The sequence below is a fragment of the Phaeobacter sp. JH20_37 genome (assembly GCF_048056015.1).
Classification (GTDB): domain Bacteria; phylum Pseudomonadota; class Alphaproteobacteria; order Rhodobacterales; family Rhodobacteraceae; genus Phaeobacter; species Phaeobacter bryozoorum.
Genome location: NZ_JAYMWW010000020.1, coordinates 60,134 through 73,790, shown reverse-complemented (window position 1 = coordinate 73,790; position 13,657 = coordinate 60,134). Strand labels below are relative to the sequence as shown.

The window sequence follows — 13,657 nt, the reverse complement described above, 5'->3', positions numbered from 1 at the left end:
GCCAGCGTGGAATGCAGGCCAAATGTTTGCCTGCGCGCAATATTTTGTGCGTTTTTGCACTGCACGAAATATCTTGACGTAAAGATAAACAATCAATACCCATTATCTCGATATCAAGATAAAAGGTTTGAAATGGATATTCTTCTCTTTGGGGCGACCGGCGATGTCGGGAGTGCGACCCTGCAACAGGCCATCGAACGCGGCCATACCGTGACCGCCGTCGCCCGTCATCCTGAACGGTCAGGCCATAGCGGCGACGCCCGGGTCACCGCAGTTGCGCTGGATGTTCTGTCCAGTGCAGACCAGCTGGCGGGGCTGGCCCGGCAACACCAGATCATTATCAGCGCCCTTCGCCCGCTGCCCGGGCAGGATGCATTGCTGGTGGATCTGACCAGGGCGGTCCTGAATGCCGCCCGCTCCGCCGGCATCCCTGCCCTCATCACCGGTGGCGCCGCTCTGTTGAAGCTTGCAGATGGCAGCGGCGAGACCGTGCTGAGCGCACCTGGTTTTCTGCCCGAAGCGGTGCGCCCGATCGCGGAAGCCTGTGCTGCGCAGGATCAGTTACTGGATTCCACACCGGATGTGGATTGGACCTGCCTGCGCCCGCCAGCGATGCTGCACGAGGGACCGCGCAAGGGGCGGTACGCTTGGGGAACCGACACGCTGGTCACCGACCACGAAGGCCAGTCACAGATTTCCTTTGCCGATTTCGGCGGTGCGCTTATGGATCTGGCGGAACAGGACCACCGGCCGGATAAACGGCTGACAGTGGCCTGGGGTAGAGCCTAATAAGGCAGGCCGACATAGTTTTCCGCCAGAGAGGCCTGGGCCGCATCGGAGGAAAACAGATAGTCGAGATCGGCCTGTTGTAATCGTACATCCGCCGGCGACATGTCGGGGAACCGATGCAGCAGGTTGGTCATCCACCAGCTGAAGCGCTCCGCCTTCCAGATCCGCGCCAGTGCGCGCTCTGAATAGCTGTCCAGCGCGCCGTCATCGCCGCGCTGGAAATGATCCGACAGCCCCTCGAACAGATAGTAGATATCAGATGCTGCGAGGTTCAGCCCCTTGGCCCCGGTGGGTGGCACGATATGCGCCGCATCGCCTGCCAGAAACAGCGCGCCGTAGCGCATCGGCTCTGCGACGAAGCTGCGCAGCGGGGCGATGGATTTCTCAATCGAGGGGCCGGTTTTCAGACTGTCCGCAACATCCGCAGGCAAGCGCCTCTTCAACTCCTCCCAGAATTGCGCATCGCTCCAATCCTCGACACGGTCGGTCAGCGGCACCTGAATGTAGTAACGGCTCAACTGTGCATTGCGCATCGAGCACAGGGCAAATCCGCGTTCATGGCGGGCATAGATCAGCTCAGCCGTTGCGGGCGGCGTCTGTGAGAGCACGCCAAGCCAGCCAAAAGGGTAGACCTTCTCATATTCACGCAGCACATCCGCTGGAATTGAGCGACGGCTGACGCCATGGAACCCATCCGCCCCGACGATGAACTTGGTATCGATCCGGCGGGTTTCGCCCTGCAACTCATAGGTGACATAGGGTTGATCCGACTCGATATCATGAAGGGCGACATTCATCGCTTGGTGAATGATCTGCCCGCCCATGGCATCGCGGGCGTCGTAGAGGTCGCGCGTGACCTCGGTCTGGCCATAGACCATGACGGTTTGACCGGCGGTTCTGCCCGAAAGGTCGATCCGGTCCAGGCGGCCCTGATGAGCAATGTGAAATCCGTGATGAACCACGCCTTCGCGGTCCATACGCGCATTGGCTCCTGCCCGGCGCATCAGGTCCACAAACCCATGTTCCAACACACCGGCACGAATGCGACCAAGCACATAGTCGCGGGTCTGACGCTCAAGCACAATCGTGTCGATACCGGCCCGGTGCAGCAGTTGCGAGAGCAACAAGCCAGACGGGCCGCCCCCTACAATGACCACCTGTGTTGTCTGGTTCGGCATTCCGGTTCTCTCCTGTTCGCATCCTTATCTTGCCCGGAGAAGGCAGGGTTGCGAATAGACCCTACCGCCGATTTCTTGTATATTTCGCACATGAGCGAAGAATACGCTATCAATACCTACTCCCTGTTTGGAGAGCATGGGGAGCTGGCAGACCTTCTGCATATCGAGAGCATCGAGGCACGTTCCTCGCTGCATGATTGGGCTTTGAAACCACACCGCCACGCGCGGCTTCACCAACTGATCGTGCTGATGCGGGGCAGCGGTGAGGCTACCCTGGATGGCATCGCTCAACAGTTGACACCGCCTTGCGTGATCAATGTGCCACGCGGTGCGGTGCATGGCTTCCGCTTTGACAGTGACACCTGCGGCTGGGTGTTGACCCTGACATCAGACCTTATTGATCAGGTACTTGATGACATTCCCGATGTCCTGGCCACGCTGGACCGCGCAACCATCACCCCGCTGGATGCGCCTCTGGAGCGCCTTGTCGAGAGTATCCGGGACGCCTATGAAACCGATGGATTTGCACGCCGCCAGATTCTGCGCGGGCTTGTCGGCGCGCTTACCGGCACTGTCGCGCAGTCTATCGGCGCCTTGCGATATCGCAACGCGAGCCCCAAGGCGCACCAGCTGTTTGCGCGGTTCGAAACGCTGGTGAACCGGGATTTCCGCAAACGGCGTCAAGTGAGCGACTATGCGCGCGAACTTGCCGTTTCGACAACACACCTCAATCGGATCTGCCATCAGGCTACCGGTCAGCCAGCCTCGCAACTTATCAGTGAGCGGATGCTGCGCGAGGCGCGGCGACTTTTGATCTATACTGCGCTGAGTGCGGCAGAAATCGCCTACGAGCTGGGCTATTCGGACCCGGCACATTTCAGCCGCGTCTTTACCCGGGGCACCGGGCTGCCACCACGCCGGTTTCGTCGCGATATCATTGCGGGAAAACCGCCCCGCGCGTGAGCCGCCCCGCCCTGGCCAAACCCCATTTGCGACCGAGCTGGTCAAACTGAAACCGCCCCGGAACACAGGTCCGGGGCGGTTATCATGGGTCATATCTGCGAGGTGGTGTCTACTGCTGCTCCGGCCCCAGCTTCGACAAGCCTTTCAGAATGTCGATGGCATAGGCCAGCTGATAATCCTCTTCGCGACGTTCGGCAGCGGCCTCGGCCTTGGCGCGGTCTTCTTCGATCTGGCGGATTTCATCCTCGGAAAGGCTGTCATTGTTCAGACGTCCGCGCAGGTCGGCCTCCGAACGGGTCCGGCGTGCTGCGGAGGCCTTCTCGTCCTCCTCCTCGGTATCCGGGGTGCGTCGGGGCTGTTCCACGACGATATCGGGTGAGACACCCAAGGCCTGAATGGAGCGCCCGGAGGGTGTGTAATAGCGCGCCGTGGTCAAGCGCATTGCACCCTCCCCTTTCAGCGGCATCACCGTCTGCACAGACCCTTTGCCAAAGGATTTGGTGCCGACCACGATCGCGCGGCGATGGTCCTGAAGGGCACCTGCAACGATTTCCGATGCAGACGCCGATCCACCGTTGATCAGCACCACAATCGGTTTGCCGTCCACAAGGTCGCCCGGCGTAGCGTTGAACCGCTCGCCGTCCTCGGGGTTACGACCGCGGGTCGAGACAATCTCACCGCTGTCGAGGAAGCTGTCGGCCACCTTGATCGCCTGTGTCAGAAGGCCACCGGGGTTGTTGCGCAGGTCGAGCACGATCCCGTTGACGTTATCCATACCACCGGCTTCTTCGAGCTGTTTTTTCAGCCCGGCTTCCAGGTTCGGCGTGGTCTGATCGTTGAATGTGGTCAGTCGCAGCACGACAGTGTCGTCTTCGGTCCGCGCCCGCACCGCTGTCAGCTTGATCGTGTCGCGGATGATCGAGACGTCAAACGGCTCCGCCTCGCCTTCGCGCACAACGGTGATGATGATTTCGGAACCAACCGGCCCCCGCATCAGCTCAACCGCATCGTCCAGCGAAAGGCCAAGAACACTTTCGCCATCCACATGGGTGATGAAATCACCGGCCTCGATCCCGGCTTCATCCGCCGGTGTTCCATCGATCGGAGAGACAACTTTGACAAAGCCCTCTTCCTGCGTGACCTCGATCCCGAGACCGCCGAATTCACCACGGGTCTGCACCCGCATCTTGGTGGCATCGTCGGGCGACAGATAGCTGGAATGCGGATCCAGCGAGGCCAGCATTCCGCCAATGGCGGCTTCGATCAGCTCGGTCTCATCGACGTCTTCGACATATTGCACGCGGATGCGTTCAAAGATGTCGCCAAAAAGATCCAGCTGTTCATAGACGCTGGCCTCTCTGCTGCCTTCCTGAGCCAGAAGCGGCTCAGCTACATAGGTGGTGGCAAGGATTCCTGCCAGCGTGCCGCCCACCGCGGCCATCGCAAATTTTCTCATGAACTAATTTCCATCCTTGTCGGTGCGGAACCAGGTTTCGGGGTCCACCGGACTGTTGTCCATTCTCACTTCTATATAGAGCGTTTCTGTGCGGTCAGTTCCAGCCCCTTCACCGCTTAGTGACAAAATGGCACCGATTTCGGGGCTTTTGCCCCCCATCAGGCCAACCGGGGTTCCTGCCGGGATGACCTCGCCCATGGTGCCGTAAACCTCAGCCAACCCGGAGAGTACAAACAGTGTCTCCGGCTGTGGTTCAAGAATGACCACATTGCCAAGATCCAGAAGCGGCCCCTGATAGCGGATCGTTGCCGCCGTGGGAGAGACCACCAGCGCGCGCGGACGTGCCGCAACAAGCCAGCCGGGCCGGGCGATGCCTGCGGCGTCTTTCTCGCCGTAGCCGCGCAGAACCAGCCCTTCGACCGGGATCGACAACTCACCCCGCAGGGCGCTGATATCAGCGTCTGTCGTTGCAATCTCGCCTTCGGCGATTTCAGCAAGCCCGCTGGCAAATCCGCTGAGGGTTTCAGTGGATGAAATCAAAATAGCCGTCCGCACCGGGTCCTGGGTAAAGCGGCGCGGCAGGTCGGTCCGGTCGGCGATAGCGGCAGACAATTGCGCCCTCGCCTCCTGCACACCGTTAAGCCCCTCCTGCAACGTATTCGCCGCGTTCTGCTGCAACAGGCGCAAGGTCTGGACCTCCTCAAGGTCGCGACGCAGTGCGGTTGCGCGCGATTGAAGCGCCGGTGTCACCTCTGCCAGTGTCATGGCGGAGCGCGCCGCGCCAAGCGGGCCTGAGGGGTGCAGCATCAACACCGGCGGCGGCGAGGTTTCAATGGTCTGCAACACGCCGAGAAGATCCGCCACATCGTCCTCGCGTGCCTTCAGCTGGGCCGCCAGCTGGCCCTCGCGCTGCGCCACACGACGCAGCCCATCGCGCATCGCCGCAAGACCCGCCTCATAGGCACGCACCGTCTCGGTCAGCGCGGCAACCCGGTCTCGCGCGCTTTCGGCGTCCTGCAAGGCCAGCGTCGCGGCTTCCAGCTGGTTGGCGGCCTGCTGCGCGGCAGCGGCGGGATTATCCGCGGCCGCCGCAGTCCCGGCCAGGATCGGCAGGACAAGCGACGCCGCCGATATCAGCAGAGCGCGCCGGATTACCGACAGTCCAGTGATGCCAAACGCAGGCCTCATACGAGCAGGCTCTCTCCAGTCATTTCATCCGGTTTCGCAAGGCCCATCAGCTCCAGCACGGTTGGGGCCAGATCCGCGAGCCGACCGTTGCGCAGCTTTGCGCCTGTCGGCCCACCAACCAGCGCGACTGGCACAAGATTGGTGGTATGGGCGGTGTGCGGCCCGCCTGTTTCGGGGTCCACCATCACCTCGCAATTGCCGTGATCGGCGGTGACCAGCATGACGCCGCCCGCCGCCGTCAGCGCGGCCACGACCTTGCCAAGACCCTGATCCACGGCCTCACAGGCCTTGATCGCGGCGTCGAGATCACCGGTATGGCCCACCATATCCGGGTTCGCATAATTGGTGACAATCAGGTCATACCCCGCTTCGATAGCCTCGATAAAGCGCTCCGTCACCTCTGGCGCCGACATCTCCGGCTGCAGATCATAGGTCGCCACCTGCGGCGATTTCGGCATCGCGCGATCTTCGCCGTCCTCGGGATCCTCTTTGCCACCGTTGAGAAAGAAGGTCACATGCGGGTATTTTTCGGTCTCGGCCAGACGGAACTGGCGTTTGCCCTGTTTTGCCACCCATGCCCCCAGGGTGTTGACGATGGCCCGTTTGGGAAACACGGTCTGCATATAGCTGTTGTGGCCTTCGGAGTATTCCACCATGCCAAGCAGCGCCGCAAGATCCGGGCGTGCGCCGGTGTCAAAAGCATCAAAGCTCGGCTCGCCAATCGCACGCAGGATCTCGCGGGCGCGGTCGGCGCGGAAATTCAGGCAGAACAGGCCATCGCCATCTTTCACGCCATCATAGCCCTCGATCACTGTCGCCTTGATGAACTCGTCGAACTCCTCGCGGGTATAGCTGGCCTCAATAGCAGCCTCCGCTGTCGCTGCCCGGTGCTGGCCTTTGGCATGGATCATTGCGTCATAAGCCTGGCTTACCCGCTCCCAGCGATTGTCGCGGTCCATGGCGTAGTAACGGCCTGTCACTGTTGCGATGCGCGCGCCAGCCGCCAGTTCCGATTGCAGGGCAGCGACGAAACCGGCAGCAGATTTCGGGGCCACGTCGCGGCCATCCGTCATCACATGCAGCCAGACAGGGACGTCGGCATCGCGGATCGCCTTTACCGCCGCAATGATATGGGTGATATGGCCGTGCACGCCACCGTCCGAAACAAGCCCCATCAGATGGGCCGTGCCGCCGGTCTGCTTCATCTTCGCAATGAAGGCTTGCAGCGCGTCATTGTCAAAGAATGAGCCATCCTCGATTGCGAGATCAATCTGGCCCAGATCCATCGCCACCACGCGACCAGCACCGATATTGGTATGCCCCACCTCCGAGTTCCCCATCTGCCCGGTCGGCAAGCCGACGTCCGGCCCATGCGTGATCAACCGTGCTGTCGGGCATGTCTTCGCAATCTCGTCCAGCGTCGGTGTCTTGGCCAGATAGGGCGCGTTGGCGGTTCCCGGATCGGCGCTACCCCAGCCATCAAGGATACACAGAACAACAGGTTTGGGCGTCGACATGGTTTCAGGCTCCGGCTCTGAGTGGCGTTACCGCCTTCTACAGATTTGCCGGGGCTTGGGAAACCGCCGATAGGCCTTTGCTGGGCATCCGGGCGCCCTTTCCCGCCCTTACTTGCAGGATCTGGCGGTATGCCGGACGGGCGCGCGATACTGCCGCTCGATATCGAGCAGGCGCTGTTTGCGCCAAAGACCGCCGCCGTAACCGGTCAGCGACCCATCAGCCCCGATCACCCGGTGACAGGGCACCACCAGCGCGATCTGATTGGCACCATTGGCGCGTGCAACAGCGCGGGTCGCCTCTGGACGTCCGATCTGGCGCGCGATCTCCGAGTAGCTACGCGTCACGCCGGGCGGGATCTGGCGCAGAGCATCCCAGACCTGCTGCATGAAAGGTGTCCCGTGATAGGCCAGCGGCGTTTCAAACCGGGCGGAGATCCCGGCAAAGAACGCGTCCAGTTCCGCACGGATCTGCTCTCCGGGTGATGTCGGACCAATACCAAGATCGCCCTTCACCGCCTTTTGCAGCTTGTCCAGCTCGCCCTTCAGCGCCTTGCGCTCCACAAATTCCAGAAGGTGCAACTCAGTCCGGCTGCTGACTGCGATCATGTCGCCGAGCGGTGTCGAGATCCAATCGGCCAGCAAAAGACCTTCGCGGGTCAGGCTGCCGGGCGCCCTGCCCAGCAACCGGGCAAAGGCCGCACGAAACGCACTGGGAGAGTCGAATTGCGCATCCAACTGTGCCTCAATGACCTTGCCGCCGTCTGACAGCGCGGTGAAGCCTTCGCGAAGACGGCGCTGGCGCGCCATCTCAAGAAAGGTCATGCCGAACTGCCGCTTGAAGCTGCGCCTGACCGTCGAGAGATCAAGACCCATGCGGAGGATATCCCCCTCGCTCCAGCGGTGCTCCGGGCGTTGATCCAAGGCGGCCAACAGGCTGGCCACTGCCGGATCGGCCTCTGCCATCGGGCGCAGCGGGTGGCATCGTTTGCAAGCCCGGAACCCGGCTTCGATACATTCGCCGACGCTGCCGAAGAACTGGCAGTTCTCCCGCTTAGGTTTGCGTGCCGGACAGGTCAGGCGACAGAAGATGCCGGTCGTGGCCACGCAGACATAGGCCTGCCCGTCATAACGGTCATCGCGGTTCAGCAGCGCCTGATAGAGCGCTTCGTGGTCAGGAAGATCAAACAACATGCGCCTTGTTTATCACGCGACAGCAGACCTGCCGCCGATAATCAGGCGTGTATTTTAATACCGCGGGCGTATAGCACCTCAGGGCCTTGACCGGCCGGACACATGCCGCCCGGTCAATGGATCAGGCCAGTGCCGGCATCAATCGAGCGCGACGCGGCACCAGACGGCATCATGATCAGACAGCGGGCGACCATTCTGATCAACTGAAGACAGCAGCCGGCTCTCGGTCGCGCGCATATCGCGGGTGCAGAACCAGTCCAGCTTCATCTGCCGATCAGGATGCGGCGTGATGAGACTGGGCCGGGTGGTGACACCATCCGGGGTCGCGCTCCAGTCGTAGCCGTGGGAACGGGCCAGATCGAACAGCGTCTCGCGCTGCCAGTCGAAATCAGGCGGCAGGTGATTGCCTGTATTCAGATCACCGCCAATCAGTACCGGCATATCCGGCGCAAATGCGTCGATGGCGCGGAGCAGCCTGTCAAACTGCTGATGCCTATGGGCTGCGTCGGCGTTGCTCTCCAGATGGGTGGAAACCACGCAGATCGGTCCAGCCTCAGTCGGTAGAACCGCGGCAATCGCCATGCGGCCACCAAGGCGCGGCTGGTCCGGGTCAGCCGGCACCTCATCCGAGGCGAACCAATGCCCGTGATCATCCAGCCGGATCAGCGTCACCCGTTCCGGCGGGACCGCCGACAGGATGGCATTGCCGTGCCAGCCGAACAGATTGAAATCATCGGTGCAGAACGCCTGTTCTGTAGGCCCACCCAGATCCAACTCGTGAAATTCCACACCAAAGACATAAGCCATGTCGAGTGCGGCAGCCATCTCCTTGGTGGTGTGGCGCTGACCGGTACGCGCCATGCCATGGTCGACCTCTGACAGCAGGACAACCTGCGGCGCCAGCGGGTGGATGTGGCCCGCGGTATCCTCAGGAAAAAGGCAGCGCTCCACGTTCCAAGCCACAACTGACACCGAGGAGGCCAACGCCTCCAGATGACCCTTACCACCGCCTTGCAAGGCGGCCATCGCCGGCACCTCTGCCATGAGCGCGCGATGCGCCGCTGCAGTGCGCGGCGCTGCCTTGATCCGGGCCTGCATCTCGGGGGAAACCGGCGGCAGACTGTCCAGAACCTCGGTCATCTGCGTTTGCCGCTTTCTGCGTCAAACAGGCAGATCGCCGCCGGATCCACCGAGATCTGATGGGGTCCGGGATCAACCGGAATGTCCTTCAGGACGTGGATTGTGAACGGCTGCCCGCCGAGATGGCCATGCAGCAGGCGATGTGCGCCCAGTTCTTCGATCAGTTCAACGTTGATCGAAATACCACCTTCGCTGACCAGCTGCACATCCTCGGGGCGGATGCCGAGCTTGACGGCACCTGATGCAGCGCCATCCAGTGCCCCCATCGCCACACCATCCGGCAGGGTGACCTGACCATCGGAGATCGTGGCATCAACCAGGTTCATCGGTGGCGCGCCCATGAAGGAGGCGACAAAGACCGACGCCGGATTGTGATAGATCTCAGACGGGGTGCCAATCTGTTCGATCCGGCCACCGTTCAGGACAATGATGCGATCCGCCATGGTCATCGCCTCAACCTGATCGTGGGTCACGTAGATCGAGGTGACGCCCAGACGGCGTTGCAGGGCCTTGATCTCAATCCGCATCTGGTTGCGCAGCTTGGCATCAAGGTTCGACAGAGGTTCATCAAACAGGAACAGCGCCGGATCGCGCACGATGGCGCGCCCCATGGCAACCCGCTGGCGCTGGCCGCCGGACAGCTGCGAGGGTTTGCGGTCCAGATATTCCTCAAGGTTCAACATCTTGGCGGCCTCGGCCACCTTCTGCTTGATCTCAGCCTCGGGGGTTTTGCGGTTCTTCAGGCCATAGGCGATGTTCTTGCGCACCGTCATATGCGGATAGAGCGCGTAGTTCTGGAACACCATCGCGATATCGCGATCCGCCGGATCGACATTGTTGACCACCCGGTCGCCGATTTCCAGCGTGCCTTCGGTGATATCCTCCAGACCGGCAATCATGCGCAGCAACGTGGATTTGCCGCAGCCCGATGGGCCGACCAGGACGACGAATTCGCCATCCTCGATTTTGAAGCTGGAGGAAGTGACGGCCTCGACCCCATTGGGGTAGACCTTGCGTACAGAATTCAGGGAAACCTGAGCCATTATTTGAAGTCCTTACTTATCGGATTCCGTCAGGCCCTTGACGAACCAGCTTTGGAAGAAAATGACGACTGCCACGGGCGGCAGGATGGCGATCACGGCGAGAAGATTTGCGCGACCGAATTCGGGGACATTGGTGCCTTCGAGGGTCTGGGTGATCTGTTTGATCCCCCGCACCAGCGTATACATGTCCTCTTCGGTGGTGATCATGGTCGGCCAGAGATACTGGTTCCAGCCAAAGACAAACATGATGATGAACATGGCCGCAATCATGGTCCGCGACAGCGGCACCAGAATATCGATGAAGAACTTCACCGGCCCAGCCCCATCAATGCGCGCAGCCTCGACCAGCTCTTCCGGCACAGACCGGAAAAACTGGCGGAAGAAGAAGGTTGCGGTTGCAGACGCAATCAACGGGATGATCAGACCCTGGTAGGTGTTGAGCATGCCCAGCTGCTGCACCACCTCATAGGACGGCAGAATACGGACCTCCAGCGGCAGCAGCAGCGTGGTGAAGATCACCCAGAATGCCAGCGTGGCAAACCGCAGGCGGAAATAAACGATGGCATAGGCCGCCATCATCGCAATCAGGATCTTCCCAAGCGCAAAGCCGATGCCGAGAACAAAGGAGTTGAACAGCATCCGCGTGCCGGTGTTGGCCCCGGAAAAGCCGGAGGCCTCGAACATCGCCTTGTTGAAGTTCTCGTCGAACTGGTCGCCGATCTTCAGCTGCGGTCCGTATTTGATGATATCCACATCCGGCACGGTTGTGGTCATCACCACCATGATCAGCGGCACCAGCATGAAGAGCGAGCCGAGGATCAGAACGGTGTGGTCGCCAACAGCCCCCCAGTTGATGGAGCGGCGCGGCGTTTGAACGGGTGTTTGGTCAGCCATGTCAGCCCCCTCAGGTATAGTGGATCCGACGGTCAATCAGCCGGAACTGGAAGACCGTAAGCGCGAGGACAAGAACCATCAGGATCACCGACTGTGCCGAGGAACCGCCAAGGTCATTGCCACGGAAACCATCGACATAAACCTTGTAAACAAGGGTCATCGGATTGTTGCCCGGCTCGCCCTTCACCAGTGTATCGACAATTCCGAAGGTGTCGAACAGGGCATAGGTAATATTGATGATCAGGAGGAAGAAGCCCGTCGGCGCAAGCAGCGGGAACGTCACATCCCAGAACCGGCTGGTCGCCGATCCGTTGTCGATCAGAGCCGCCTCACGTACGGAACGCGGGATGGATTGCAAACCGGACAGGAAGAAGATGAAGTTGACCGGAATCTGTTTCCAGACCGACACCAGAACCATCGCGGCTGCCGTATCGTTGAAGTTCACGCCCAGAACAAAGTCCCAGCCAAAGAAACCGGCAAGCCGCGTCAATGGTCCCCAGCTCTGGTCGAACATGATCAGACCAATGAAGCCGGCAACCGGCGGGGCGACCGCATAGACCCACATCAGAAGGGTCCTATAGGTGCGTGCGCCGCGCAGGACATTGTCCGCCTTCACCGCCAGCAACAGTGCAATCGCAAGCGAGAAGAAGGTCACCAAAACCGTAAATACAAGCGTGAAAACCGCAACGCGGCGATATTCACTGTTCCCCATAAGATCGGTGTAATTTTCCAGACCGACAAAGGTAGAGCCAAACCCGAACGGATCCTGCAGGTAAAAGGACGACTGGATTGCGTGCCAGGCGGGCCAATAGAAGAAAATAGCGATAATGACGAGCTGCGGCATCAGCAGCAGGATCGGCATCCACTTGGTCGAGAATCCGGCGCGTTTCACGGTGTGCCTCTTCGTTGTAATGCGTGACGGCCGCAGGGGCTGCGGCCGTCACAGGTAAGGGGGAATTCCCCGCGATTAGCCTTGGGTCTTGGCGAAACGGGCCAGCAGGTTGTTGGCTTCGGACTCAATCGCGTTGAAGGCGTCTTCAACCGAGGTTTCACCAGTCAGGATGCGACCGTATTCGCGGTTCATCACGTCACGGATCTGTACGTAGAAGCCCATGCGATAGCCCTTGGTGTTGTCACCAGCCGCCAGCGAAAGCTGCTGGATGCCGACCTCGGCCGCAGGGGCGCGGTCATAATGGCCGTCCGCCTTTGCCATCTCATATGCGGCTTCGGTGATCGGCACATAGCCGGTTTCTTTATGCCAGAAATACTGAACCTCAGCGGAGGTCAGGAAGTCGAAGAACGCAGCAGTTGCCTTGTTTTCTTCGGCATCATGGCCCGCCATGGCAAACAGCGAGGCGCCACCGATGAAGGTTTGCGTCGGCTCTGTTGTCACGGCTTCCCAATAGGGCAGCATGGTCGCGGAGAAATCAAACGGCAGGTCTTTCTTGCTCAGACCACCGAAGGAGCCGGAGGAGCCCAGCCACATCGCAACCTTGCCTTCTTCAAACGGCGTCTGGTTGTCGCCCCAACCTGTGCCGAACCATTCGAAGTAGCCGTTTTTCTGCCAGTCGGTGACAGCTGTGAAATGTGCCTTAATCGCGTCGTTGTTCACCAGGATCTGGGTGTCGGCCCCATCATAGCCATTGTTGTTGGTGGCAAACGGCAGGTTGTGGCGCGAGTGGAAATTCTCGGTGAAGATCCAGGGCAGATGTGACTGCGACAGGGCGGTATAGCCTGCCTCTTTCAGCGCTGGTGCAGTGACGGTCTGGAACTCTTCCCAGGTCTTGGGCGCGGTAACGCCCGCTTTTTCCAGCGCCTGGATGTTGTAATACATGATCGGCGTGGAGGAGTTGAACGGCATGCCGATCATCTTGCCATCGCTGTCGGCGTAGAAATAGCGCACGCCGGCGATGTAATCGTTGATGTCGAATTCAACACCATTGTTGGCCAGCAGATCCTGAACCGGAATGGTCGCGCCCTTGGCGCCGATCACGGTTGCGGCGCCAGCATCAAACACCTGCATCACATTCGGCTGTTCGCCTGCGCGGAAGGCAGCGATGCCTGCGGTCAGGGTCTCTTCATAGGTGCCCTTGAAGACCGGGGTGATCTTGTACTCATCCTGGCTCGCGTTGAAGTCGGATGCGATCTGGTTGACGGTGTCGCCCAGCGCTCCACCCATTGCATGCCACCAGGTGATCTCGGTTTCGGCAAACGCAGCGTTTGCAGCAAAAGCCAGCGTCGCAGCGGTCGTAAACGTAATACGCTTCATCATCAGTCTCCGGTCTGCCGTTGCCCAAT

Annotated in this window: 12 protein-coding genes; 2 read left to right on the top strand and 10 right to left on the bottom strand. The window is 60.4% G+C overall.

Annotation, left to right across the window (positions count from 1 at the left end):
- The first annotated feature begins 132 nt into the window (after nt 1-132).
- Nucleotides 133-789 (top strand): NAD(P)-dependent oxidoreductase, encoded by a 657-nt coding sequence (locus VWZ87_RS16950; protein WP_416536394.1) that lies wholly within the window; start codon nt 133-135, stop codon nt 787-789.
- On the opposite strand, the gene pobA is transcribed toward VWZ87_RS16950, so the two are convergent.
- The gene (pobA, locus tag VWZ87_RS16945; RefSeq protein ID WP_416536393.1) at nt 786-1,967 is read right to left on the bottom strand and encodes a 4-hydroxybenzoate 3-monooxygenase; all 1,182 of its coding nucleotides are present in this window, start codon (nt 1,965-1,967) and stop codon (nt 786-788) included. The two genes, VWZ87_RS16950 and pobA, sit on opposite strands and share 4 nt — an antisense overlap.
- 90 nt (nt 1,968-2,057) lie before the next feature.
- Here pobA and VWZ87_RS16940 point away from each other — a divergent pair, with 90 nt between their 5' ends.
- A complete protein-coding gene (locus tag VWZ87_RS16940; RefSeq protein WP_416536392.1) occupies nt 2,058-2,930 on the top strand; it encodes a helix-turn-helix domain-containing protein in 873 nt (290 codons plus the stop codon).
- 109 nt (nt 2,931-3,039) lie between these two features.
- On the opposite strand, the gene VWZ87_RS16935 is transcribed toward VWZ87_RS16940, so the two are convergent.
- The 9 genes from VWZ87_RS16935 to VWZ87_RS16895 form a co-directional block, all read right to left on the bottom strand.
- Nucleotides 3,040-4,386 carry a S41 family peptidase gene (locus tag VWZ87_RS16935; protein ID WP_340544191.1) on the bottom strand — a complete coding sequence of 449 codons (1,347 nt, stop codon included), beginning with the start codon at nt 4,384-4,386 and terminating at the stop codon, nt 3,040-3,042.
- A 3-nt stretch (nt 4,387-4,389) separates the two neighbouring features.
- Nucleotides 4,390-5,574 (bottom strand): murein hydrolase activator EnvC family protein, encoded by a 1,185-nt coding sequence (locus VWZ87_RS16930; protein ID WP_340544189.1) that lies wholly within the window; start codon nt 5,572-5,574, stop codon nt 4,390-4,392.
- On the bottom strand, nt 5,571-7,091 hold the full coding sequence (gene gpmI / locus VWZ87_RS16925) for a 2,3-bisphosphoglycerate-independent phosphoglycerate mutase (protein WP_416536391.1): 1,521 nt from the start codon (nt 7,089-7,091) through the stop codon (nt 5,571-5,573). Before gpmI ends, VWZ87_RS16930 begins: the two co-directional genes overlap by 4 nt.
- Nucleotides 7,092-7,199: 108 nt before the next feature.
- Nucleotides 7,200-8,282: a bifunctional transcriptional activator/DNA repair enzyme AdaA gene (locus VWZ87_RS16920; protein ID WP_416536913.1), complete on the bottom strand. Its 1,083-nt coding sequence runs from the start codon at nt 8,280-8,282 to the stop codon at nt 7,200-7,202.
- Nucleotides 8,283-8,420: 138 nt separating this feature from the next.
- Nucleotides 8,421-9,422 carry an endonuclease/exonuclease/phosphatase family protein gene (locus VWZ87_RS16915; protein ID WP_416536389.1) on the bottom strand — a complete coding sequence of 334 codons (1,002 nt, stop codon included), beginning with the start codon at nt 9,420-9,422 and terminating at the stop codon, nt 8,421-8,423.
- Nucleotides 9,419-10,465, bottom strand: coding sequence for an ABC transporter ATP-binding protein (locus VWZ87_RS16910; RefSeq protein WP_416536388.1), 1,047 nt, complete (start codon nt 10,463-10,465; stop codon nt 9,419-9,421). The genes VWZ87_RS16915 and VWZ87_RS16910 overlap by 4 nt, the downstream gene beginning before the upstream one ends.
- A gap of 12 nt (nt 10,466-10,477) precedes the next feature.
- Complete coding sequence (locus tag VWZ87_RS16905; RefSeq protein ID WP_416536387.1) at nt 10,478-11,359, bottom strand: ABC transporter permease subunit; 882 nt, start codon at nt 11,357-11,359, stop codon at nt 10,478-10,480.
- A gap of 10 nt (nt 11,360-11,369) precedes the next feature.
- Entirely contained in the window at nt 11,370-12,251 is an 882-nt protein-coding gene (locus VWZ87_RS16900; RefSeq protein ID WP_340544181.1) for an ABC transporter permease subunit, read from the bottom strand.
- 75 nt (nt 12,252-12,326) lie between these two features.
- Nucleotides 12,327-13,628 carry an extracellular solute-binding protein gene (locus VWZ87_RS16895; RefSeq protein ID WP_416536386.1) on the bottom strand — a complete coding sequence of 434 codons (1,302 nt, stop codon included), beginning with the start codon at nt 13,626-13,628 and terminating at the stop codon, nt 12,327-12,329.
- Between the last annotated feature and the right edge of the window lie 29 nt (nt 13,629-13,657).